At 70.7% G+C, this 25,071-nt stretch carries 14 protein-coding genes and 1 pseudogene; 3 read left to right on the forward strand and 12 right to left on the reverse strand.

The genetic code is table 11. From position 1 onward, the window contains the following. Positions 1-35 precede the first annotated feature (35 nt). Both KGS77_RS22200 and KGS77_RS22205 read left to right on the forward strand, forming a co-directional pair. The gene (locus tag KGS77_RS22200) at positions 36-2,900 is read left to right on the forward strand and encodes a bifunctional glycosyltransferase family 2 protein/CDP-glycerol:glycerophosphate glycerophosphotransferase (protein WP_242584654.1); all 2,865 of its coding nucleotides are present in this window, start codon (positions 36-38) and stop codon (positions 2,898-2,900) included. Positions 2,901-2,914: 14 nt separating this feature from the next. Further along, entirely contained in the window at positions 2,915-4,063 is a 1,149-nt protein-coding gene (locus tag KGS77_RS22205) for a glycosyltransferase (RefSeq protein ID WP_242587617.1), read from the forward strand. A 96-nt stretch (positions 4,064-4,159) separates the two neighbouring features. Here KGS77_RS22205 and KGS77_RS22210 read toward each other — a convergent pair whose 3' ends face one another. The 4 genes from KGS77_RS22210 to KGS77_RS22225 all read right to left on the reverse strand — a co-directional run bounded on the left by KGS77_RS22210 (position 4,160) and on the right by KGS77_RS22225 (position 10,309). Continuing rightward, positions 4,160-5,347 (reverse strand): acyltransferase, encoded by a 1,188-nt coding sequence (locus KGS77_RS22210; RefSeq protein ID WP_242584656.1) that lies wholly within the window; start codon positions 5,345-5,347, stop codon positions 4,160-4,162. A gap of 265 nt (positions 5,348-5,612) precedes the next feature. Beyond that, positions 5,613-6,536, reverse strand: coding sequence for an endonuclease/exonuclease/phosphatase family protein (locus KGS77_RS22215; protein ID WP_242584658.1), 924 nt, complete (start codon positions 6,534-6,536; stop codon positions 5,613-5,615). Between the two features lie 66 nt (positions 6,537-6,602). Then, positions 6,603-8,735 carry a glycoside hydrolase domain-containing protein gene (locus KGS77_RS22220; RefSeq protein WP_242584660.1) on the reverse strand — a complete coding sequence of 711 codons (2,133 nt, stop codon included), beginning with the start codon at positions 8,733-8,735 and terminating at the stop codon, positions 6,603-6,605. A gap of 134 nt (positions 8,736-8,869) precedes the next feature. Next, positions 8,870-10,309 (reverse strand): VCBS repeat-containing protein, encoded by a 1,440-nt coding sequence (locus KGS77_RS22225; protein ID WP_242584662.1) that lies wholly within the window; start codon positions 10,307-10,309, stop codon positions 8,870-8,872. Positions 10,310-11,061: 752 nt separating this feature from the next. Here KGS77_RS22225 and KGS77_RS22235 point away from each other — a divergent pair. Then, positions 11,062-12,249: an FG-GAP-like repeat-containing protein gene (locus KGS77_RS22235; RefSeq protein WP_277994256.1), complete on the forward strand. Its 1,188-nt coding sequence runs from the start codon at positions 11,062-11,064 to the stop codon at positions 12,247-12,249. A gap of 76 nt (positions 12,250-12,325) precedes the next feature. Here the strand turns inward: KGS77_RS22235 and galE are convergent, their stop codons facing one another. The 8 genes and pseudogenes from galE to KGS77_RS22275 form a co-directional block, all read right to left on the reverse strand. Then, the gene (gene galE, locus KGS77_RS22240; RefSeq protein ID WP_242584664.1) at positions 12,326-13,315 is read right to left on the reverse strand and encodes a UDP-glucose 4-epimerase GalE; all 990 of its coding nucleotides are present in this window, start codon (positions 13,313-13,315) and stop codon (positions 12,326-12,328) included. A 220-nt stretch (positions 13,316-13,535) separates the two neighbouring features. After that, positions 13,536-15,286 (reverse strand): annotated as a pseudogene (locus KGS77_RS22245) (glycosyltransferase family 2 protein). A 184-nt stretch (positions 15,287-15,470) separates the two neighbouring features. Beyond that, positions 15,471-16,523, reverse strand: coding sequence for a class I SAM-dependent methyltransferase (locus tag KGS77_RS22250; RefSeq protein WP_242587619.1), 1,053 nt, complete (start codon positions 16,521-16,523; stop codon positions 15,471-15,473). 210 nt (positions 16,524-16,733) lie between these two features. Beyond that, a complete protein-coding gene (locus KGS77_RS22255; protein WP_242584666.1) occupies positions 16,734-17,615 on the reverse strand; it encodes a carbohydrate ABC transporter permease in 882 nt (293 codons plus the stop codon). Then, a complete protein-coding gene (locus KGS77_RS22260) occupies positions 17,612-18,892 on the reverse strand; it encodes a sugar ABC transporter permease (RefSeq protein WP_242584668.1) in 1,281 nt (426 codons plus the stop codon). Before KGS77_RS22260 ends, KGS77_RS22255 begins: the two co-directional genes overlap by 4 nt. A 314-nt stretch (positions 18,893-19,206) precedes the next feature. After that, positions 19,207-20,577 (reverse strand): ABC transporter substrate-binding protein, encoded by a 1,371-nt coding sequence (locus KGS77_RS22265; protein ID WP_242584670.1) that lies wholly within the window; start codon positions 20,575-20,577, stop codon positions 19,207-19,209. 240 nt (positions 20,578-20,817) lie between these two features. Continuing rightward, entirely contained in the window at positions 20,818-23,862 is a 3,045-nt protein-coding gene (locus KGS77_RS22270) for an FtsK/SpoIIIE domain-containing protein (RefSeq protein WP_242587620.1), read from the reverse strand. Then, a complete protein-coding gene (locus KGS77_RS22275; RefSeq protein WP_347404520.1) occupies positions 23,859-24,839 on the reverse strand; it encodes an FHA domain-containing protein in 981 nt (326 codons plus the stop codon). The genes KGS77_RS22270 and KGS77_RS22275 overlap by 4 nt, the downstream gene beginning before the upstream one ends. Positions 24,840-25,071: the final 232 nt, after the last annotated feature.

Consider the following 25,071-nt stretch of genomic DNA (forward strand, 5'->3'; position numbering starts at 1 on the left):
GCAGCGCAGATAAGCAGACGAGGATCGAGGTTCCTGTGCCTGACGTCTCCGTAGTGGTGATCGTCTACAACGACGCGGAACGGCTGCCCACGGCCGTCGCGTCCGTCCTGGATCAGACGCTCCACGGTGTGGAAGTCCTGATCGTCGACGATTGCAGTACTGACGCATCGTTCTCGGTGGCCCAGAAGCTGGCCGCGTCCCACCCGGACCGGGTGCGCGCCTTCCAGCTCCCCGAGAACAGCGGCGGATGCGGAGCTCCCCGTAATGAGGGAGTGCGCCAGGCCCGTGGCAAGTACGTGATGTTCCTCGACAGCGACGACGTCCTGGAGCCGAACGCCTGCCGCAACATGCTGGAGGCCGCGGAGCGTACCGGTTCCGATCTCGTCTCCGGAATGTGCGTACGGGTACATGTTGATTCCCGTACCAAAAAGACCGTCGAGTGGTACCCCTGGCTCTACTCGCGCACCCGTACGCTGGAATCCGTATCCGAACTGCCCGACTTGCTGGTCTTCGACACCCTGTCGACCAATAAGTGTTACCGCCGGGACTTCCTCGTCGAACAGGGCCTCGAATTCCCGGTCGGCATTCATTACGAGGACCTGCTCTTCTCGGCCCAGGCGTACGTCGCGGCCCGCCGCATCACGCTGATCCCCAACCACGTCTACTTCTGGAACGTCTTCGAAAAGGCCGCGACGAAGTCGATCAGCAACCGCCGGCACGAGATCGCCAACTTCGCGCACCGCATGGAGATCCACCGCCGGGTGGACGACCTGCTGGCCGAGAACGGCATGGAGGACCTGAAGTTCCACAAGGACGTCAAGTTCCTCAAGCACGACCTCGTACTGCATCTGCGCGATCTGCCGCTGCTGGACCAGGAGTACCGCCACCGCTTCGCCGAGATGGCCAACTCCTACCTCGCGGGCATCGCCCCCGAGGCGTACCAGGAGGTGGAGCCCATCCAGGGCATCTGTGCCTACCTCCTCGGCAAGGAGGACTGGGCCAACCTGCTGCCCGCCGCGGACACCCTCACCAACCGCAACAAGCTCTCCTCCCCCCTCGTCGAGCGCGACGGACGCATCTACTGGTGCGCCGAACACCTCGATGACCCCGAGGGCCGCCGGGTCCTGGACGTCACCGACCTCGGCTACCACGTCCGCCCGCTCGGCACGCTCTTCCTGCGCAACCGGCTCAGCGCCTACAGCGACGACGGCCGCGGCACGATCCGTCTGTCCGGCACCGTCGTCAACCCGCTGGACCGGATCACCCCCCAGGCGCGCGTCCGCGGACAGCTCGAATTCCGCGCCCGCCGCCGCAGCCTGCAGACCTTCACCTTCCCGCTGACCTCGCTGCGCCGCACGGGCGACGGCCTCCAGTGGGACGCCGAGGTGGACCTGGCCGCCAAGCTGCGCCCGCTGGGCATCATCGACGCCGTATGGGACGTCCGTCTGATCCTGGACGTCGACGGCACCGTCCTGCGCACCCGCCTGTCGGTCGACGGACTCGACCTGGACGAGGCCGCCAAGCTCAAGATCCGGCCGCGGCTGACCCGGCTGGTCTCGGACCGCGTGGAACCCTCGGTCTCCAAGCGCGGCCACCTCAGCTTCGTGCTGATCTCCGAGGGCCAGGCGGCACGGCGCACCCAGAAGCTGGTCGGTGCCGCGGTCGCCGGCCGCGCCGGAAAGCTGGCCAAGACCTCCGTACGCAAGGTCCGCCAGACCAAGCGCAAGCTCAACTCCGGCGAGACCAAGATCCGTACGTACCACGAGCTGCTCAGCAAGCTGCCGGTACGCAAGGGACTGGTGGTCTTCGAGAGCCACCTGGGCAAGCAGTACAGCGACAGCCCCCGGGCCATCTACGAGGAGATGCGCCGCCAGGGCGTGGAGTTCGAGGCCGTGTGGTCCTACGCGGGCGGCCGGCCGCAGGGCTTCCCCGAGGACGCCACCCTCGTACGCCGCTGGGGCTGGCAGTACCTCAAGGCGCTGGCGCAGGCGGAGTTCTGGATCGACAACCAGGGCTTCCCGCTGAAGCTGACCAAGCGCCCGGAGACCACCTACATCCAGACCTGGCACGGCTCGGCACTCAAGCGCATGGGCTTCGACGAGCCGAACTACAAGCTGCGCAGCCGCCCCGCCCAGGAGGAGTACCAGAAGGTCCTGGACCGCTTCGACCACTTCCTGGTCCGCACCGAGCACGACGTACGGACCCTGGCCAAGGGCTTCCGGCTGCGTGACGAGGTGCTGCTGCGCACCGGCTACCCGCGCAACGATGCACTGGTCACCGCACGCCGCGCGGAGAGTGAACGCGGCCGTCGCGAGCGCGGCCCGCTCGCCCAGGAGCTGGGCATCCCCGAGGACCACACCGTCCTGCTGTACGCGCCGACGTTCCGGGCCACCCGCACGGGCAAGGTCCGCGGCTTCGAGCTGCCCTTCGACGTGGAGGAGTTCGCCCGCCGGTTCGGCGACCGCTACACCCTGCTGATCCGCTCGCACTACCTCAACCACGTCGTGCTGCCGCCGTCGGTGCGCGGCAAGGTCATCGACGTCACCGGCCACCACGACATCACCCCGCTGCTGGCCCTGGCGGACGGCCTCATCACGGACTACTCGTCGGTGATGTTCGACTACGCGCTCCTGGACCGGCCGATGCTCTTCTTCGCGTACGACTACGAGGAGTACGCCAAGGAGAGCCGCGGCACCTACTTCGACCTGATGGAGAAGGCGCCCGGCCCGGTGGTGGCCACCGAGGAGGAACTCTTCGGCGCGATCGAGGAGTTCAAGGCGGCGGACGGCCCGTACGCCGAGGCCCGCAAACGCTTCGTCGGCGAATTCGGCGAGTACGACCAGGGCGATGCGGCACGCACCATCGTCGAGAAGTTCTTCACCCGTGGGAGCGGCAAGTGACCGAGAAGCCGGCCATGTCGAGCGGTCGCGACATCTTCTTCGTCTCCAACAGCGTCAACGAGCTGGGCGGTGTGACCACCTGGTCGCACCAGATGGCCCGGCTGTTCATGGAGCGCGGCCACCGGGTCCACGTCATCGGCATCACCGAGCCCGACGTCCCGCAGGACCTGGGCGGCGAGCTGCCCTACCCCACCACCACCCTGTACGACGTCAAGCCGCCCAAGGTCGGCTCCGGGCGCGGCATCAAGGCCAAGCTGGACCTGGCCGAACAGCGCCGCCGCCGCAGCCGGGCCGCGGGCATGGTGGAGAAGGCCGCCCGGCTCACCGCGATCTTCCGGGCGGCCCGGCCGGGCGCCATGGTCATCGTCACCCAGGTCTGGGCCATGGAGTGGGTCAAGCTCGCCGACACCCGCGGGCTGAAGGTCATCGGCATGAGCCACGAGTCCTACGAGTACTCCCGCGCGACCTCGCGGTTCGGCCGGGTCAAGCAGCACTACGCCGACGTGGACCGGCTGCTGCTGCTGACGCAGGAGGACGCGGACCTGTGGATCAGGCAGGGCCTGGACAACGTCGGCTTCATGCCCAACCCGCTGCCCTTCATGCCCGAGGTGCCCTCCGAGCGCACCGAGAAGGTCGTGCTGAGCATGGGGCGGCTGACGGACCAGAAGGGCATCGACATGCTGCTCGACACCTGGGCCGAGGTCGCGCCGCTGCACCCCGACTGGACGCTGCGCATCTACGGTGACGGCGAGGACGAGGAGGCGCTGAAGAAGCAGTGCACCTCGCTCGGCCTGGACGCCTCGGTGCAGTGGATGGGCCGTACGGGAGACGTGCCCGGGGCGCTGCGCGGCGGCTCGATCTTCGTGCAGTCCTCCCGGGGCGAGGGTTTCCCGCTGGCTCTGATGGAGGCGATGGCCGCGGCCGTTCCGTGTGCCGCCTTCGACTGCGCGCCGGGCGTGCACGAGATCATCCGGGACGGCGAGGACGGGCTGCTGGCGACGCTGGGCAACACCGGCGAGCTGGCCCGCAGGCTGGACACCCTGATGTCCGACAAGGAGCTGCGGGACAAGATGGGTGAGGCGGCGCGGCAGAACATCCGCCGGTTCACCACCGAGGAGATCGTCCGCCGCTGGGAGGAGCTCTTCGCGTTCCTGGAGCGCTGAGGCTTTTCACGCGGTCGCGATACGGCACCGGCCCCCACGGGATTCCCGTGGGGGCCGGTGCCGTATCGCGCTTCGTACGAGGACCGGGGCCGGTCTCTAAAGAGAGGAGGCCGGCCGCAGTGTGGTCATCGGCTGTTTCAAGGACGCGGGCATGACCTTGTTCCACCACAGCGCGGCGGGCTCCTCCACGTACCGGAACAGCGCCCAGGCCAGGCCGGTGGCCACCGTGCCCATGCCGAGCATCGCGAACAGGGCGCTGCCGTTGTCGATGCCGCGGCCCCAGGTGTAGATGGCGAGCCGGATCACGCACTGGTGGATGAGGTAGAAGCTGTAGGACCACAGGCCCAGCAGCACCAGCGCGCGCTTGTTGAGCAGGCCGCGGTGTCCGGCGATCTCCCGCTGGACGAACGCCACGATGATCAGCGCCGCGAGGACGGCGATGACGGGCCGTACGGCGAAGTCGAGCTGTTCGACGATCTCGGGGGCAAGCTTTTCCCGCGCCTGGTAGTAACCGGCCACGTAGATCGGCAGCACCAGCAGGGGGAACGCCGGGTGCAGGGAGAACCGCCAGCCGCGCTTGATCGCCACGGACACCGTCACACCGAGCAGGAACTGCGGGAGGTAGACCAAGGGATGGCGCATGATCCAGCCCTCGGTGGCATCGGAGAAGTACGCCGCCGCACACCAGTTCACCGCCCACATCCCCACCAGCCCGACGCCGGTGAGCGCGACCAGGGTTTTGGTGCGCAGCCGCAGCAGCCCCCGGATGAGCAGCGGGAAAAGCGCGTAGAAAAGGACTTCCACGCTGAGGGTCCAGGTGACCGGATTCCCCGGCAGCGTCGGTGTGACGTTTGGGAACCATGCCTGCACCAGCAGCAGCGAGGAAAGGACGCTCGGCCAGTCGATGTGTTCCTCGGCGCAGATATAGAACACATATATGGCCGGTACGCTCATCAGGAGGTGGGCCGGCCAGATACGTCCGATACGCCGCCAGTAAAACGCGGCGGGGCGCTCCGACGGTTTGAACACCCAGGTCAGCAGGAATCCGGAAAGCACGAAGAAAAAGGTCACCCCGTGCCCGCCGATGGTCGAGTACGGAAAGAGTGAGGGAACCCGTGCGAAGCCCGTCGCCCCACCGAATCCCGAGAAGTGGTGGGCGAAGACCGCGCCGGCCGCGAAGAAACGCAGGCTCGTCAAGGAGTCGAGCCGTCTGGGAAGCTTCTGGTCGTCGGGACTGCGGCGCACGGGTTTGGGAGCGGAGCGGGCGGTGGTTATGGCGGGCACGGCAGCTCTCAAGGGTGTGGGGGTGGCCCATGATAGCCACGGCCTGTGTCGAGGCCGTGATTACACGCGTATACAAAAGGAAATGGTCTGGTATGACAAACCGCATGGGGCGGCCGAAGCACCGTATGGTGTCGGCCGCCCCACTGACAAGACGGTCTTCTTCCGGGACGGGTTCACCCGCCGGGCGGTTTGTCCAGTTCCTGATGTATGACCGGCAGCCGCCGGACCGCTGCGCGACGCGGCGCACGTGCGCCGCTCACGGTCCTCAGTTCGCCCAGGCAGCCGCCCCGCGGATCATGCGGTGGTCGGAGACCTGGGGGTCTTCCGGGAGCACATCGCCCTTGACGTTCCGGAAGTGCTTCTCGTCGAAGAACAGGTAGTCGATCTTCATCTCGTCGTTCGTCGCCGCACTCCCGATGGTGGGCGCGCCCGACCGGCAGCGGCTCTTGACCGAGGGGTCGCACACCTCCCGGTTGAAGTGCTCCTTGTCCGTCTCGTCGGCCTCCACGAAGGCGCCGACGCCCCCGTCGTCGATGCCGGCGCTGTAGAACTCGCTCAGTGCGTCGGTACGGGGCGTACGGTTGAAGTCGCCGCCCAGGACGACCGGCGTCCCCTGGTCGCGCCACACCTTCACCTGCGCCGCCAACTGCCGGGCCTCCGCCACGTTCAGCTTCGCGTCCCGCCAGTACAGGTGCACCGAGCACGCCCAGTTGAGGCGGCCCTGAGTGGTGCTCTTCACGCAGGGAACGGTGATCGGTTCGGCCTCACCGCCCTGGGTGAGGTCGAGCACCTGGTATTCGCTGATCCGGCCCTTGACGAATATGGCGACACCGTACTGGGAACCGCCACAGACACTGTCGTTGCCCGATATCGTGGGCGTGAAACGGCCCTGCAGGCCCATGGGCCGCAGACGGTCCGCGATGACGTTGAACTGCGGGCGGCAGACTTCCTGGAGGAATATCTGGTCGGCCTTCCAGCCGCTGCTCTTCGCCTGGTCGACGACCGAGTCGATGCGCTGCTGGTTGTCGTACGGCGCGTTCACGCACATATTGCCGCAGATGTTGTACGAGACGAAGCGCAGGGGCGGCGCGCTTTCCGGCGGTACGGTATCGGCGTGGGCCGTCGTGACGGTACCGGCCAGGACGAACGCCGCGGAGCACAGCGCCGTCCAAAGATGTCTCAGACGCATGGGTCTCTCATTCCGTGAAAGGGCTGGCGGTGGAAAGAGCGGCCGGTCGGAACCGGTCGGCACCGGTCACCAATTCGTGCCGATTTCCTTGCGGGTGGACTGGCCACCGACGTTCCCGGTGCCGTCCCCGGCGTAAAGGAAGAGCTTCTTGGTCCCGCTCTCCACGGCCAGCAGATCGGTCTTTCCGTCGCCGGTGAACTCACCGGCGGTCAGACCGCGCATGCTGTCCCAGTTCGTACCGATCTGCTTGCGGGTGGAGCCGCCGCCGATGGAGCCGGTGCCGTCGCCGGCGTACAGGAACAGCTTGCCTTCGTCGTCCTTCTCGACGCCGATGAGGTCGGTCTTGCCGTCGCCGTTGAAGTCACCGGCGGTCAGGCTCTGCATGGAGGTCCAGTTGGTGCCGATCCGCTTGCGGGTGGACTCCCCGCCGATGTCGCCCGTGCCGTCACCGGCGTAGAAGAAGAGTTCCCCGCTGTCGGTCTCGACGCCGATCAGGTCGGTCTTGCCGTCCTCGTTGAAGTCACCGGCCACCAGGTTCTGCATGGAGGTCCAGTTGGTGCCGATCTGCTTGCGGGTGGAGCCGCCGCCGATGCTGCCCGTGCCGTCGCCCGCGTACAGCCACAGGATGCCGCTGGACCGCTCGACGCCGATCAGGTCGGTCTTGCCGTCGCCGTTGAAGTCGCCCGCGGCCAGGTCCTGCATGCCGTTCCAGCCGCCGGTGCCGATTTCCTTACGGGTGGGGCCGCCGCCGATGGAGCCCTTGCCGTCGCCGGCGTAGAGCCACAGCTTGCCGCTCTCACTCTCCACGCCGACGACATCGGTCTTGCCGTCGCCGGTGAAGTCGCCGGAGACCAGGTCGTGCATGCCCCCCAGCTCACGCGAGGCGCCCACGTCGACGTAGTTGCGGTCGATCTCCAGCCGCACCCCGCCGTACGTCTCGGCTATCTGGCCCTTGTACTGGTGGACCCGGCGCCCGTTGGTCCACTGCTGCGTGCCCTCGGGGAGGCCCATCGAGCCGTCGCCGACACCGGCCACGCCGTTCCAGTTGGCCGCCCACACGACGTCGGGCATGCTGTACGTCCCCGACCCGTAGTTCGCGCTCAGCGCCTTGATGCCGCTTAGCGCGTGGACGTACGCGCCCGAGCGGTAGCCGAGCTGGTGCACGCGCTCGGTCCACGCGTCCAGATAGGACAGCACCGGCTTGTCCCACCGGGAGCGGTTGTTGTAGTGCTCGATGTCGCTGTAGATCACGGTGCCGGGGTCGAAGCCGAGGTTCCTGGCCGTGGCCACCGCGTCGTCGGCGCCCTTCCGGCCCAGCGCAGCCGCCTGGGAGGGAACGTCGGGCAGCGTCTTCTCCGGCTGCTTGTCCACCCAGATGGGCATCTGGTGCCAGCCGGCCGCGGCCTGGGCCCGTACCCACTCCGCCGAGAGCTGCGGCTGCGCGCAGGCACGCTTGGCGCCGCCGATGTAGATGCCCACGGCGCGGTACGGGGAACTCGCGCGCCAGGTGTTCATCTGGGACTGGGTGGGGGCGGTGCAGGCGTCGAAGCCCGCGCCCCGGTAGGCGCCGGGCACGAAGGAGGCGGCGGCAGCGGCGGAGCGCGGGGGCGCGACCGGGCGCTGCGGGGCCGCGGGACGCGCGGTGGGCAGGATCTCGGCCTTCTCCACGACCCGCTCGACCGCGTCGGGCTTGGCCGCGTACGAAACGGTGGCCAGCAGACCCGCCTGCTTCAGGGCGTAGCGGACCTCGTTGCTCGGTGCACCGTTGCGGGAGTCGGGCAGGTCGGTGCCGGAGGAAACGTTGACGGTGGGAATGTCCGCACGCCACGGCGCGCCGGTGGCGGGCTCCAGGTGCAGGGTGTCGGCACGCTCGGCCACCGCGCGGCCCGTGCACCGGGACTGGCCGCCCGCGTGCCCGAGGTAGAGGGTCGGCTTGTCCAGGCGCAGACAGGCTTCGGGGTCCTTCTCCAGGTCGACCACGCGCCAGCCCTGGGGGACGGTCAGGCGCAGTCCCCGGTACGTGACGGTGTCGCCGTCGACGGACGTGGCGGAGCCGGTCGTGGCGCCGGTCGCGGACGCCGCGGCGGCCGGTACGGCCACGGAGAGCAGCATGACGGGGGCCAGGGCGGCGCCGAGAAGACGCCGGCGCGCCGGTGCGCGGGCCGGTTGGGGGGCTTGCTGGGCAGGCCGGGCTGACATCACAACTCCAAAGACAGGGAGCACGAGGGGACCGGGCGCTGCCGTACGCACGGATGAAGGGCCGTACGGCAGCACCCGGAGCGGGGAGGATGGTCAGGCGAAACGATTCGCCAGGGCGGGAACGCGGCAGGCGGTTACCAGTTGACGCCGATGTTCTTGCGGCTGCCGCCGGCCCCGACGCCCCCGGCGTTGTCACCGGCGTAGAGCCACAGCGTCTTGTCGTTGTTCTGTACGGCGATCAGGTCGGTCTTGCCGTCGCCGTTGAAGTCACCGCCCGTCAGCTCCCGCATGCTGGTCCAGTTGCTGCCGAGCTGCTTACGGTTGCCGCCGCCGCCGATGGAGCCGGTGCCGTCACCGGCGTACAGGAACAGCTTGCCTTCGTCGCCCTTCTCGACGCCGATGACGTCGGTCTTGCCGTCGCCGTTGAAGTCGCCCGCGGTCAGGCTCTGCATGGAGTCCCAGTTGGTGCCGATCCGCTTGCGGGTGGACTCGCCGCCGATGTTGCCCGCGCCGTCACCGGCGTAGAAGAAGAGTTCCCCGCTCTCGGTCTCGGTGGCGATGATGTCGGTCTTGCCGTCCTCGTTGAAGTCACCGGCGACCAGGTTCTGCATGGAGTCCCAGTTGGTGCCGATCCGCTTGCGGGTGCTGCCACCGCCGATGCTGCCCGTACCGTCACCGGCGTACAGGAACAGTTCGCCGGAGGACTCCTCGACGCCGATCAGGTCAGCCTTGCCGTCGCCGTTGAAGTCGCCGGCGGTCAGCTCGTGCATGCCGTTCCAGCCGCCGGTGCCGATCATCTTGCGGTTGCCGCCGCCACCGATGCTGCCCTTGCCGTCACCGGAGTAGAGCCACAGCCTGCCCGTGTCCTGCTCCGCGGCCACCACGTCGGGCTTGCCGTCGCCGTTGAAGTCGGCGCTGGTCAGGTCGTGGGTGCCGATGTCGTAGCCACCCGAGCCGTCGTCCTTGATGTTGTTGAAGCGCATGGGCCGGTAGTTGCGGGCGTCGTAGCGGGCATAGTAGGGGTAGTCGATGACGCGGTGGTGCACGCCGGAGCTGCTGAACTCATAACCCCAGTACTTGGACTTCGTGGAGTCGGTCCACTCCTCGAAGAGGGTGACGTGGCCGTACTTGCCGGGGTTGGGGTTGTTCAGCGCGTCACCGGGCTTGAGCTCGTCCTTGGTGATCCAGTGGGCTGCGCTGGGGACGAAGCCGTCGGTGGTGAGTCCCTTCTTCGGCAGACCCAACGCCATGGAGACGTAACCGGAGCAGTCCGTGCGGTAACCCTCGTAGGTCGTCCCGTCCATGCTGTAACGCAGGCCCTTGTTGACCCAGCTCTTCGCGCGCTTGATCACTTCAGCGCGGGCGATGGCCGGTGACGCGGCGATGCGGGCCCCCGCCGCGGCGGCGCTGGGGCCCTGCCCCGCGCTGGGGTTGTCGTGCTTCAACTTGTGCGCGGGGACTGCCGAAGGAGCCGCGTAGGCGCCCGGCGCGGTCGCCGCGACGGTGCCGAGGGTCACGGCCGCGACCGTCAGCACGGTGAACGCGGATCTCTGGGCTATGCCGGCGATCTTCAAGGTTCTTCTCCTGGATGCGGGCAGCCTTCAGTCCGACGACGGGGGCGAAGGCTGCGGTGCGAGCGCGCCGGGCGCCGGCTCGTTCGGTGTGCCGCAAGGCCGTCGGCCTGCGGATTCCGGGCGGCGCCGTGAGGAGCGGCTCAGGACGTGTGGGGCCTGATGCCACTCGTGAGAAGCGCGGGATGGAAGGGAACGGCAGGGACGTTAGAGACCGCGGGCCCGGGGCACAAGGCTGTTTCCATATGCGCTTTTTTGCTGCCGGATCGGGCTAATTGCCGCCGTTTCCAAGAGAGTTGCGCCAGGGGTGCCGAGGGTGCAAATGACGGAACGATTGCACTTGCGCACAAACCGACCGCCCGGCTGGTGCCCCGCTTGCAGGCCGCTTGAGCCACTCAAAATTTTCACTTGAGGAACACTTGAGAGACGGAAACGGCGGCGGACACAAACCGGTCGGTACGGCAAGGCATGACCGGTCGGTTTTAAAAAGGGGAAAGCCGTTCGGATTCGTTATCGTCCCGTTACCTCAAAAAAGATCAACATTAAACTCTGGGCCGGGCGGTCGGCTTTTTTCAAAGACCTGTCTTGCGGCGCCAGGGGAAACCTGTATGGTGAACCGCCACATGGCGCCGCCGCATCGGATCGTGCTTTTGCGTTGCACTGCGGCCATGTAATTCCCGGTTCCCTTCGGCGGATGACCGCCCCAGCCGCGGATTCGCCTTTCTCCGGCCATTTTTCGATCAAAGGATCGGTCCATGACTGCTGCCCGCATTCCCAAATCGGCCCGCACCGCCATAGCCATCAGCGTGTTGGCACTGGCCGCCGGCTCCGTTTCCGTATCGGGCGCGAACGCCGCCTCGGTGAGCACCTGGGACAAGGTCGCCCAGTGCGAGTCCAGCGGGAACTGGAGCATCAACAACGGCAATGGCTTTTCCGGTGGACTTCAGTTCACGCTGTCCACCTGGCGGGCCTTCGGTGGTACCAAGTACGCGCCGATGGCTTATCAGGCGACGAAGAAGCAGCAGATCCTCATCGCGGAGAAGGTGCTCGCCGTTCAGGGGCCGGGTGCCTGGCCGAACTGCGGGCGGAAGAACGGTCTGGGCACCGACCACGCCGACCCCTACCCCGAGCGGCCGGAGTACGAGGTGGGCATGCACGACCTGGTCTCCGGTGATTTCAACGGGGACGGCAAGAGCGATGTCATCGGGGTCCAGCAGGACAAGGGCGAGCTCTGGTTCTACGCCGGTGACGGCGAGGGCAGTATCGGCGGCGGGCGGACGCGCAAACTCATCGGTACCAACTGGAACAGCATGCAGGACCTGACCGCCGGGGATTTTAACGGTGACGGAAAAACCGACGTCGTAGGGGTGGAAACCGATAGCGGGAAGCTGTGGCTGTACCCCGGTGACGGCAAGGGCGGCATCGGCGGCGAGTCCACCCGCAAGGAGATCGGCTCCAACTGGACCACCATGCGTGAGCTGACCGCGGGCGATTTCAACGGTGACGGCAAGGTCGACCTCCTCGCCGTGCAGAACAAGGACGGGAGTCTGTGGCTGTATGCCGGCGACGGAAAGGGGAGCATCGCCGGCGGCGGTGCCCGCAAGCAAATGGGAACCAACTGGAACACCATGCAGGATCTCACTGCCGGTGATTTCAACGGTGACGGCAAGGTCGACCTCATCGGCGTCGAAGAATCCAGCGAAATGCTGTGGTTGTACACCGGGGACGGCAAGGGCGGCATCGGCGGCGAGTCCACCCGCAAGAAGATCGGTACCAATTGGACCAGCATGCGTGAGCTGACGGCGGAGGACTACAACGGCGACGGCAAGGTGGATGTGCTCGCCGTCGAGAACGAGAACAAGAAGCTGTGGTTCTACGCCGGTGACGGCACGGGCAGCATCGGCGGCGGCGCCACCCGGAAGAACATCGGCAGCAATTGGTGACACCCCCGGCGCGGTGCGCGCGGGGAAGGAAAAAGGGGGCGCCGTATAAATACGGCGCCCCCGGTAAGGGCATGGCTCACGCGTCGCGTCGGGCCTGCGGGTGGTGCAGCAGCCAGCCGGCCCACGCGGAGGTGATCATTTCGCGGACGTCGTGCCGCGCCTTCCAGCCCAGCTCGGAGCTGATGCGGTCGGCGGCGGCGACCACGCGGGCGGGGTCACCGGCGCGGCGGGCGGTGACCTCGGCCCGGGCGTCGGTGTAGCCGGTGATCTCGGCGATCAGGTCGACCATCTCGCGGACCGAAACGCCTTCGCCACGGCCGATGTTGAGGGTCAGATCGCGCACCGGGCCCGGCTCGGCGAGCTTGCGGGCCGCGGCCAGGTGGGCATCGGCCAGGTCGGCGACGTGGATGTAGTCACGGATGCACGTGCCGTCGGGCGTCGGGTAGTCGTCGCCGAAGATCCGCGGGGACTGCCCGTCGGTGAGCTTCTCGAAGACCATCGGAACGAGGTTGAAGATGCCGGTGTCGGCCAGCTCCGGCGCGGCGGCGCCGGCCACGTTGAAGTAGCGCAGGCAGGCGGTGCTGATGCCGTGCGCCTTGCCCGCCGCGCGGGCCATCCACTCGCCGACCAGCTTGGTCTCGCCGTACGGGCTCAGCGGCAGGCAGGGGGTGTCCTCGGTGACCAGGTCGACGTCGGGCATGCCGTAGACCGCGGCCGAGGAGGAGAAGACGAACCGGCCGACGCCGCCGGCGGCCATGGCCTCCAGGAGGGTCTGCAGGCCGTGCACGTTCTCGCGGTAGTAGTGCAGCGGCATCTCGACGGACTCGCCGACCTGCTTCTTGGCGGCGAGGTGGATCACGTCGGTGACGCCGTACTCGGCGAAGGTCGAGTCCAGCAGCGCGCGGTCCAGCGTGGAACCGACCACCATCGGCACACCCTCGGGGACCCGGTCGGCCACTCCCGTGGACAGGTCGTCCAGCACCACGACCCGCTCACCCGCCTGCACCATGGCCCGTACGACGTGGGCGCCGATGTATCCGGCGCCGCCCGTGATCAAGTAAGACATATCGCCATCCTAAAGTGCGGTGCGAGAAGCGGTCCGGGGCCGGCCCCCGGCGCTTTGGACCTTCTGAGACGGTTCGGGCGGTTCCAGCGGTTCCAACGAGCCGGGCGGGTCCGGCGTTGCTCACATTTCCGCGCGCGTCGGCGCGCGCCGAAGTGACGCTGCTCACGATGGCGCGACCCGATGTGGCCCGACATGGCCTGTATGTCCGGCGCGTTGGGGTTTATCGGGTCTTCGGGGCCTTGCGGCGTAGTTTGCGGGCGGCGATGTTCCACGCGCTGCGCGGTCCGGTCGCCAGGCGCAGCGCGAGCGCGCCGCCCGTGGTCGCGTACGGCTGTACGAGCAGCACCGTGTGCCGCAGGCTGGGCACGGCGAAGCGGCGCAGCCCGGGTCCGGTGGCTCGCAGGGAGACGCGGACGCCGGAGCCGTCGGCGCAGCGCACCCGCGCCATCAGGTCCCAGGGGTCCGGGCCGGCGGCGCGGCGCCCGCCCCGGATGACGAGCGCGCCGAGGTCGAGCAGCACCTCGGCGGTCCAGAGGGAGGGCGTTTCCATCTCGGCGGAGCCGGGTGATCCGGATGACTCGGAGGCGTCGGTCGAGGCGCGGGTCGCGGGGTTGAGCGCCGCCGTACGGACCGGTGCCGGCCGGTCGTCCAGACGGCGGCGCAGCTCCACGTCGATGCTCGCCGGCCCGGCCGCGGCCAGCCGCCCGTACAGGTCGTGGACGCGCAGCCGCAGCAGGCACCGCGTACCGGTGATGACCGGCTCGGCCTCCACCGCCACCGGCAGTTGGTCCACGGGCAGCGGCTCCGCGGGCAGGCGGCCGTCCGCGGAGTCCGCGGGCCCCGCCGCGATTCCGTCCAGCTCGGCCCCGGGCAGCTCCCGCGACCACACGGGACGGCCGTTGTGCCGTACGTACGGCGGCAGCAGTCGGCCGGGCCGGCCCGCGAGGTGGGTCAGCCGCTCCAGGTCCACCGGCGCCTGCGCGGCGAGCAGGACCCGGGCGGCCCAGCGGGCGGGGGCCTGGGCGCCCAGCAGCTCGGACTCCTCGAACCCGGCGAGGTACTCCCGCGTCAGCCGCCACCACTCCCGCCGGTACTCCTCGCCCCGGGTGTGCAGCTCGCGCACGTACATCCGCAGGTCGTGGTCGAGGAACTTCGAGCGGGCGGCGTGCGCCAGCGTCTTCCGCCCGGCGTCCAGGAAGATCCCCACGCTGGTGCGGTGGGCCTCGATCCGCGCTTGCCAGTTGGCCACCTGGTCGCGGTCCAGCGAGATGGAGGGCTTGGCGGCCCGGCGGCGCACCTGCCAGACGTAGACCTGGTCGGGGACGGTGGCGATGCGCGGCGCGGCGGCGAGCACCCGCGCGGTGAAGACGAAGTCCTCGTAGGTGAAGCGGCCCTCCGGGAAGGCGATGCCGTGGTCCAGGAGGAAGGAGCGCTCGTAGAGCTTGTTGACGCACAGTGTGTCGTGGACCAGCGGCGGATGGGTCTCGGGGGAGCTGTGGACGGCGGCCTCGGCGTACAGGCCGGGCTGCCAGGGCACGTCGCGGCGCTCCGGCAGCTCGCGGCGTACGCACGCACCGGCCGCGACCGGGGCGTCATGGCGCAGCGCGGCGGCCAGCAGGGCGTCCACGGCGCCGGGCGGCAGGACGTCGTCGCTGTCCAGGAACATCACGAACCGGCCGGTGGCCGCCCGCAGACCCTCGTTGCGCGGGGTGCCGCAGCCGCCGCTGTTCTCGCTGCGGTGGATCACCCGCACCCGGGGGCGGTGCGGGCCAGCTCGTCCAGGACGCGGCCGGTGTCGTCGCGGGAGGCGTCGTTGACGGCGATGACCTCGGTGACGGCGTCGCCCTGAGCCAGCGCCGAGCGCACGGCGTCACCGACATGTCCGGCGTCCTCGAAGGCGATGACGACGATGCTGACCGGTGCGGTGGGCGTGAGAGTGGGCCCGCGCCGCGACTCAAGGGCTTCATTCACAGTCACTAAATCTACATTTCGTATCGGTGTGTGCGCACTGATCGCCGACGGGCCGCTGCCTTGGGTCCACAGGGACAGAGGACGAAAGCCGCCGCGCGGGGCGATCCGGCTCCCCGGACGGTAGCGCGTGTCCCCGGACGGTGGCTCGTACGCGTAAGAGCCTGTCACAGGCACCGGCGGCCGGTCACGAGGACCGGGATTTCCTCCGGGCGGCGGCGACGGCCTTGGTCAGGACCGGTGGCAGGACGTTCACCGCGACCCGGCGCAGCGGGGAACGGCGCGGATGTACGGCGGCGGGGCGGCGCGCCGCGTCCTTCCTGCGGGCCGGGGCGGCGGGCCGGGCCGCGTCCGCTCCCTGGACCGTGTCCGGAACCCGGCTTGTACCCGGCGCCTGACCGGCGTCCGGTGCCTGACCGGTATGCGCGGCCTGACCGGCGTTCGCGGCCTGACCGGCGTGCCGGCTCCGGTGGCGGGAGAGAGGGTGCGCGGGCTCCTCGGCGCCCTTCGCACTCAGCCGGATCAGCGGTGCGCCCGCCACCTCCTGCACCTCGTGCCACAGCCCCGCCTCGCCGCGCAGCCACTCCCGCAGTTCGGCCTGTACGGGCGCCGGGTCGCCCCACGTGCCGTAGAACTTGGTGCCGGTGATGCAGACGGGGCGCAGCCCCTCGTTGGCGACCGCCTGCCAGGTGGCGGCGGCCACCCCCGGGCAGTGCTCGGCGCGGTAGTCGTCCAGGACGGCGATGCCGCCGGGGGCCAGCAGTTCGCGCACCGCGAGGATGTCGCCGTACACGTGCTCGTACAGATGTGAGGCGTCGATGTGCGCGAACCGGCAGCTCCCGTCCTCGACATGGTCCCGTACGACCGAGCTCGGGCCCTGCACGATGTGGGGAAGCTCGTCATGGAAGGAGAGGTAGTTCGCCTCGAACGCGCGGCGGGTCAAGGTGGAGTAGGACTTGGCCATCTCCTTGGAGTTGGAGGCGTCCTCGGCGGGCGAGTCGAACAGGTCGCAGACCGTGAAGCGGTCCCCGGGGCGCAGCCGCGCGCCGGTGAATATGGCGCTCTTGCCCATGTACGCACCCAGTTCAAGCAGGTCACCGGGCTCGCCCCGGCGCTCCTGGCGGGCCAGGAACCAGTCGAAGAGCAACTGGTCGACGGCGAAGAACCACCCCTTGACGTCGGCCAGCCGGGTGGGGCGCGGGAGTTGTTCGGCACGGTGGTCCGCGGCGCGTGCGGGCATGCGGGCAGTCATGTGCGGTCCGTCTCCAGACGGTCGGGGGCAGGGCCGATGAGCCGCCGTGCTCGCGCGGACGGCGGCTCGGGACACGGCCGTCATCGTAGGAGCGGGAAGGTGAACGGAAGATGGCAGGAAGGACGGCACCGCGCGGACGGGCCCTACGGAATTCGCAAAGTCCCCGCATGCGCGAGATCCCCGGCCGCCGTGCCGCGGTCACTTCACCGCGCCGGCCATCACACCGCTGACGAACTGCCGCTGGAAGGCGAAGAAGACCACTAGGGGAATCACCATCGAGATGAAGGCACCGGGAGCCAGGACGTCGATGTTGTTGCCGAACTGGCGGACCTCCTGCTGGAGGGCGACGGTGATGGGCGGATTGCCGCTGTCCGCGAAGATCAGGGCGATCAGCATGTCGTTCCAGACCCACAGGAACTGGAAGATGCCCAGGGAGGCGATGGCCGGCCCGCCCAGCGGCAGTACGACCCGCGTGAACAGGCGCACCTCGCCGGCCCCGTCCAACCGGGCCGCCTCCAGCAGTTCGCGGGGGATCTCGGCGAAGAAGTTCCGCAGCAGGAAGATCGCGAAGGGCAGGCCGAAGGCGGTGTGGAAGAGGACCACACCGGGTGTCGTCTCGAACAGGCCGACGGCGCCGAAGAGTTTGGCGACCGGGATCAGCGCGACCTGCACCGGGACCACCAGCAGCCCCACGACCACCAGGAACCACCAGTCGCGGCCGGGGAAGTCCATCCAGGCGAAGGCATAGCCCGCCAGCGCGCCGATGACCACGACCAGCAGCGTCGCCGGCACCGTGATCAGCGCCGTGGTCAGCAGCGAGTCCATCACCTTGGCGTTCTCCAGCAGCTTGCCGTAGCTCTCCCAGGTGAGCTGGGCGGGGTCGGTGAAGACCTTCCACCAGCCGGTTGCGCCGATGTCCTGCGGCGTACGCAGCGAGGACAGCAGCAGGCCGACGGTGGGCATCAGCCAGAAGAGCCCGACCAGGACGAGGAAGACGCGCAGCGCGCCGCCGCCCGTGCGGGCCGCGATCCGTGCGGGCAGGGACTGCTTGGCCCGTACGACGCCGTCGGCGGTGGTCATCGGCGACGCTCCTTCCGAATGCGCCGGAGATTGACGTACATCACCGGCAGGACGAGCAGCAGCAGGAAGACGGCGATGGCGCTGCCCAGGCCCTCGTTGACGTCCGTGCCGAAGGAGGACTGGTAGAGCTGGAGGGCGAGCACGTTGGCGTCCTTGATGCTGGATCCCGGCGCGATGATGTAGACCAGGTCGAAGATCTTCAGAACGTTGATCATCAGGGTGACGAGGACGACCACCAGGACGGGCGCCAGCAGCGGCACCGTCACCCGCCGGAAGACCTGCCACTCACTGGCGCCGTCCACCCGGGCCGCCTCCAGCAGTTCGCGGGGCATCCCGGCCAGACCCGCCGCGATCAGCACCATCGCGAAGCCGGCCCACATCCAGACGTACGAGCCGATGATGGACGGGGTGACCAGGGTCGGGCCGAGCCAGTCCACGCCGTTGTACGCCAGGGCGAAGTTCGAGGCGGGCAGCCGCAGACGGGCGCCGGTGGCCTTGTCGGCGGGCAGGCTGTACGTGCCGTCGGCGGCCGTGGTCGCCGAGGCGAGGACACGGCCGTCCTTGACCGCCTCCACCTTCAGTCCGGCCAGCGCCTTCTCGCCCTTGTCCAGGACGTTGCGCCGGCCGCCGCCGCCCCGGGAGAAGTCCAGCCACGCGGTGCCGGTGATCTGGCCCGGCCGCGGCTCGGCGGCCACCGCGGGCCGCGCCCCCCGGATGTCGGGCGGCTTGACGCCGACCAGCGGCAGCCCGGCGGGGCCGCCGGGGCGCAGGGCCGTACGGCCGGTGAACGCGCCGCCGCCGGACGCCTTGAGGTCGGACCGCAGCGGCGGCCGGGCACCGGGGTAGGGGGCGGGCTCGGCGAAGGTGTCGTGGATGCTCACCCATACGGCGTTGGCGACGCCGCGCTCCGGGTCCTGGTCGTACACCAGGCGGAAGATGATGCCGGCCGCCAGCATGGAGATCGCCATCGGCATGAAGACGACGAGCTTGAAGGCGGTGCCCCAGCGGACGCGTTCGGTGAGGACCGCGAAGATCAGGCCGAGGGCGGTGGAGACGGCCGGAGCCACCACGACCCAGATGACGTTGTTCTTCAGGGCCGTACGGATCCGCTCGTCCGAGAACAGCTCACCGTAGTTGTCCATGCCCACGAAACCGCTGCCCGCGGCGTCGAACAGGCTCCGGTAGACCGAGAAGCCGATGGGATAGACGACCAGCGCGCCCAGGAGGACGAGGGCGGGCAGCAGGAACATGGCCGCCGTCCACGGGCGGACGCCCATGACGCTCCTGGGTTTCGCGACACCCCCGGCCGGGCCGGATGTGCGTTTGGCCTTACGGGGCCGCTCCGGGCCCGGTGGGCCCCCGCGGTCACAACCTTCATGGTGACGGTCCCCCGGTCCCGGTCGAGGCGGTCAACTGTGGTGAGCCCGTACCGCCACCGCGGGGGTGACGGTACGGGCGCGGTGGTCGCCGGCGTGGCGGCCGGGTGCCGAGCGCCGACGGTTCTCCGGCGAGGGCCGAGGGCCGGCGAACGGAGGCCGAGGGCTGCCGGACACGGAGGCCGTCAGCCGCCGGACGGAGGCGGTCAGCCGCCTCAGCCGCCGAATGCCTTGGCGGCGTCCTGCTCCAGCTTCTGCTGGGTGCCCTTGACGTCCTTGGGGTTCTTCAGGAAGTCCTGGAGGTCCTTCCACTCGCCCTGGCCGGGCTTGCCGCCGAAGCTGGCCGGCGCCTGGTCGGACATGTCGAAGCGGAAGTCGTCACCCGCCGCGATCAGTGCGGCGGCGATCGTCCGCATCACGGCGTTGGGGTAGGCCGACCGGTCCAGCTCCTTGTTGGGGGATATGAAGCCGCCGGCCTGCGCCCAGATCTTGGCGGCGTCCGTGGACGCCAGGAACGTGAGCAGCGCCTGCGAAGCCTTGTTGTCCTTCAGCGCCACGGCCACGTCGCCGCCGGTCACCACCGGGGACTTGGCGCCCACGGCGGGGAAGCGGAAGACCTTGGCGTCCGTGCCGAGCACGGCCTTGGTCTGGGTGATGTTGGCGGCGGCGAAGTCGGCCGAGGAGACCATCGCCGCCTTGGGCTGGTCACCGCCACTGAAGGTCTGGGTGACGGAGGTGGGGAACTGCGTCTGGATCGCGCCGCTCGCCCCGCCGGCGATCAGGTCGTTCTTGCCGAAGAGCTGGCCCAGGGTGGTCAGCGCCGCGGTGACCGACGGGTCCGTCCACTTGATCTTGTGCTGCGCCAGTTGGTCGTACTTCTGCGGACCGGCCTGGGAGAGGTAGACGTTCTCGAACCAGTCGGTGAGCGTCCAGCCGTCCGCGGCGCCGATCGAGACCGGCGGGACACCGGAGTCGGAGATGGTCTGCGCCGTCTTCAAGAAGCCCTTCCAGTCGCTGGGCTCGCTCACCCCGGCGTCCTGGAAGACCTTGGTGTTGTACCAGACCAGGGACTTGTTGCTGGCCTTGAAGTAGACGCCGTACTGGGTGTTGTTGTGCGCGCCCAGGTTCCGCCAGCCGGCGCTGTAGTTCTTGGTGAGCTGTTCCTTGGCGCCGCTGCCCAGCGGCTTGAGCCAGCCCTTTTTGGCGAACTCGTTGAGCACGCCGACCTGTTGGAGCAGCGCGATGTCCGGCGGGCCGCCACCGGCGATCTTCGAGCCGATGAAGCCGGCCATGTCGTCGCCGCTGGGCACGTAGTTGATCTTGGCGCCGGTGCGCTTCTCGAACTCCGCGAGCACCTTCTCGAAGTTCTTGCGCTCCGGGCCCGTCCAGACCGCGGTGACCTGGAGCTGCTGGCCGTCCAGCTTCGGCAACTGGACGGTGGCCGCGGTGCTCCCGCCGCCGTTGCCCTCCTTCTTGCCGCCGCCGTTGTCACCGCTGCAGCCGGCGAGTGCCAAGGCTCCTGCCGCCGCGACGGCCAGTGCGGTGCCGGTGCGCGTCGTCGCGCGCCGTACGCGTGGTGTGCGCATCCCCCTCGCCCCTCCCGTGCCGGTGCGCTGTGCCGGGTTGTTCCTGGGCTGTACATTCCCTGCCGTCCGACAGTCCTACGCCCTGATCACTGGCCCCGCAATACCGCGTTACGCCGCAACTCGCCTTTTGTGACCGGCCCGTTACCCTGGGAGAGCGGTTCCCGGCCGGGATGACAAACGACTGTCGAGGGTGGTTGTGAGGGTGGTTGTACGGATATCCGTACGTGCGCCCGTACCTGGTCACAGCAGCGGCGGGGCCGGCTCGGCTCCGGAGGACTGCGCGGCCCGTTGCAGCGCGCTGGCCAGGAGGGCCAGGTCCGTCGGCCCGTTGCCCAGCTCGCGCAGCGGGCGCCGTGCGGGCGGGTCCCCCATCCGCTGCCACTCCAGCGGTACGACCGTCGGCCGCAGCGTGGAGGTACGGGGTATCCGCCCGGTCACCCGGCCGGCCTGGAAGGGCGTGGCGGAGTCCTCTTCGGCGCGCAGCAACCGCCCGCGGCCCGGGGGGACCGGCTCGGCGGTGTCGGACGGGGAGCCCAGCTCCACGCGCAGGCCCGCGCGTTCGCAGGCCGCCGTCTCCGCCGTACGTCCCGGGTGGCCGGTCGAGGCGATCAGGTGCACGCCCAGCCGTTCGCCGTCGCGGGCGACCGCCTCCAGGGCCCGTACCACCGAGCCGGCGGCCGGCCGGCCCGTACTGCCCAGGGCGGGGGCGACCAGCGCGTCGAAGTCGTCGACGAGGACGAACAGCCGGGGCATCGGCGCCGTGCCCTGCGCGGCGCCGCCCGCGGCGCCGCAAGCGCCGCCCGCCGGACCGGTGACGCCGCCCGCGGCTCCCGGAATGCCGCGGGCCCGCAGCCGCAAGGTGCTCGGCGAGGACTCCGCCTCGGCGCCACCCGGGGCGGTGGCCGGCGTCCCCGGTCCGGCGGCGTCCGAGGTGGCCGCGCCCGAGCCCCCGCCCGGGCCTGCGCCCGTGTTCGGCGAGCTGCCCTCCGGCGTACGCCGGGACGGCGCCGTCCGCTGCGCCGGAAGGTGCTGCCGGGCCCGCCACTCGGCGAACTCCGTGCCCTCCAGCGTCTCCGCGCGGCGCTTCAGTTCGGAGGTCAGGGCCTGTGCGAACTCCCGCATCCGGACCGGGTCGGAGGCGGCCAGATACGTCGTGACGTGCGGCAGGTCCGTACACATCCGCAGTCCCTCACCGCGCTCCGCGCCACCGCCGTCCACCAGGACGAGCGAGAGCAGGTCCGGGCGGTCCGCGGCGGCGAGCGAGGCCGCCAGCGACCGCAGCAGCTCCGTCTTGCCGCTGCCCGGCCCGCCCGCCACCACCAGGTGGGGGCCCTCGGAGGCGAGGTCCGCGCAGAGGGGGCCGTGCGGACCCGCGCCCAGTACGGCCGTGGCGCCGGGCCGGTCGCTGTCCCCCGCGGCGGCCCAGCGGGCCATCAGGGACGCGGGGGTGGCGCGGGCCAGGCCCAGTTCGTCCAGCAGCCGGGAGCTGTCGGGCAGCGGTACGGCCGCGCGGCGGGCCGAACGGCCGCCGGTGCCCGGGTCGGCCTCCCGCAGCGGGGCCAGCGCGCGGGCGAACCGCTCCGCCCAGGCGCCGGAGACCGCGTCCACCGTGGCGACCGTGCCGTTGGGGCCGGTGCCGGGCTGGACGACGCGCAGCGCCGTGGCGACATCACCGCTCAGCACGGCGACCGCCCCGCACTCGCCGAAGGCGGGCGAGGCGGCGCGGGCCGCCTCGTAGGTCGCGGCGAGCGGGAAGGACGGCGAGGAGGCCGGTGTCTCCGTCAGGCAGATCAGGTGGATACCGGCCGCGGCGCCGGCCGACGCGAGGCGGGCCGTGGTCTCGCGCAGCCCGCTGGAGCCGGGGTCACCGTCCACGACCACGACGGTGTACGGGCCGGTGTGCTGTGCCGCCGCCGCGGCGACGGACTGCCGGTCGGCGGCGGCCCAGTTCAGGCCGAGCGGGCTGTCGTCCAGCCGCCGCACCAGTTCCGTGGTGCGGGCCGTGGCCTGCTCCTTGTCGTAGGCGAGCAGCAGCCGGCAGTCCTGGCCGTGGGTGGGGCGGGTGTGCGGGAGCCAGCCGAGCCAGGACCAGTCCGCCAGCCGCTCCTCCAGGGAGCGGCCCCGGTCCGTGGCCAGCAGCACGATCTCCAGGCCGGTGGGGGAGTGCAGCGCGGCGAGCTGGGCGAGCGCGGAGCGGGCCAGCCCGGCCAGCCGCGCGCGGGGACCTGCGAGGCCGAGCGAGCCGGCGGTGCGCAGCGCGACGGTGACCGGTACGACGGCCCGGCCGCCGTGCTGGGGCGCCGTACCGAGCCGTACGGTCAGCGCGTCGGGGTGGTCGGCGGCCCGCTCCCAGAGCCGGGGGCCGGGGCCGAGCGCCGTCAGGAGCACCGTGGCGGCGTCCGGCCACCTCTCGTACGCCTCCGGGCCGCCCGGCGGAGCGGCGGGGCCCGGACGGGCGGAGCCGGCGGCGAAGGCACCGGGCCCGCCGCCGTGCGGCCACTCCTCCCGCGCTCCGGGCGCCTCCTCCCAGGTCTCCTGCCCGGCGCCCGGCGGCGCGGCGGGACCGGCCCCGGCGGGGCCGGTGGCGGAACGGTCCGCGGCGGCACGGCCCGCGGCCAGCCGCCGGGCCCAGGCCCCGATTCCGCGCCGGCCGCCTTTACGGCCGGCGGGCTCGTCAACGGACTCCTCGGCGTAGGCCGGGGCGCTCGGATGCTGCTGCCGGGCGTGCGTCGGCTCCGTGTCCCCGCGCCGGGCGGTATCGGCCGGCGCCGCTCCCGGGTGCGCGGCCGGGGTGCGGCCTTCCCAGGAGGCGGCCTGCCCGGCACGTCTGTCGTACGGGGCCGGGCCGTGCTCGCCTTCGTCCGCGTACGAGGACGGTGACGATGGGGCAGCGGCCGGGGCGCCACTGGTCCCCGCCCCGGCTCGGGCGAACCCCGCCGAGGACGCGAGCGCGGCCAGGGCGGCGTCCCCCGAGGGGGAGGCGGTCGCCGCGGGAGCCGTACGGGTGGCGGTGGCGCCCGGAGTGCCCTCGGCCGGGGCGGAGCCGTACGGAGCGGCTGCGGAACCGTAGGAAGTGGCCGGGCCGCCGGAGCGCGCGCCGGGCCGCTTTGCCCCGCTCCCGGCGGCGGGAGAGGGAGCGGGCAGGGGCAGGTCGGTGCCGCGGACCGGTGTCTCCCGGCGGCCGGGAGCGCTCCGGGGGCCGGGCACCTCGTACGGCGGGCTGTACGGGACGGCGGCGGTGCCCGGACCGGGGGAGCCGGTGCCCGTACCAGGAGCGGCCTTCATAGGGCGCGCGGAGGCACCGGACCCGGCGGCGGGCCCGGCCAAAGACCCGGGGGCGGAGCCCGAGGCGTACGGACCCGGCGCGGCCGACGCGACGTCACGGGCGGTGCCGGCCGGGACCGGGGAGGCGGCGGAAGCGGGCCGCTCGTCGTGGGCGGCGGCCCGCATCCCGGGCAGCCCCGGGGCGGAACCGGAGGCGAAAGCCGTGGCGCGCCCCTCGGCGGTGCCGGGGACGGAATCATGAGCGGCGGAGACGGGGGAGACGCGGAGGTGGCCTTCACCGTCGGACGCGGCCGGCAGGGCCGGTTCCGGGACCGCGGGGGAGGACCGGAGGCACAGGGCGGACTCGCCGATGCGCAGCAGGGCCCCGAGGGCAGCGGGGCGGGCCGCTCGTCGATCTCCGTACCGTCCACGGAGGTGCCGTTGGTGGAACGCAGGTCGGCCACCAGCACCGAGCCGTCCGGTTCCAGTGTCACGGCGCAGTGCAGCCGGGAGACGTCCGGGTCGTCCAGCGGGACGTCCGCGTCGGCGGAGCGCCCGATGCGGATCTGGCCGCCGTGCAGGAGATGGACGCCGCCCGCGTCGGGACCCGAGACGACCTGGAGGCGGGCCGCCGCCTCGGGCAGGCCGTGCGCCGGGGCGGGGCCGGGGCCCTGGAGGGAGAGCACCGCGCCGTCGATCAGCGGCGGCTCACCGAGCGCGGCCCGCTGCGCGTCCAGCCGCTCGGCTCCCGCGTACAGGACCACGGGTCCGCTGCCGCCGGTGCCGGCGGCCCCGCCGCCGCTGCCGGTGTCCGCCGCGGATCCGGCCACGGCCGCGGCCAGACCTCCGGCGACCGCCGCGAGCGCCGTACCGGCGGGGGCCGTGACGAGCACGTCGCAGGCGCGCGTGGTGTGGCCGCTGCGCGGCCCGAGGACGGTCAGCCGGATCTGCATCGCCGTCAACGGTCCCTTCTGCCCGGACGGTTCCGGCGGGGGCACCGCTTCCTCCCCCACCGCACCCGGGCACGTCGGCACGTACAAGTCCCTGGTCCCACGTCGCGGCGGGAGCCCCGCGCCCCCTCCGCTTCCGTGCTGGATGCATCCTCGCACCTGCCGCTGACAACACGCCCGCCGACCATCACTCAGTGATCTTGATTGGTCGGCTAAGGATGCAAAAGTGCCCGCTTCTATCCCATGAACGGCCTGTTTTCGATCACGACTGTCGGTTCTG

It is taken from the genome of Streptomyces sp. MST-110588 (genome assembly GCF_022695595.1).
GTDB lineage: Bacteria > Actinomycetota > Actinomycetes > Streptomycetales > Streptomycetaceae > Streptomyces.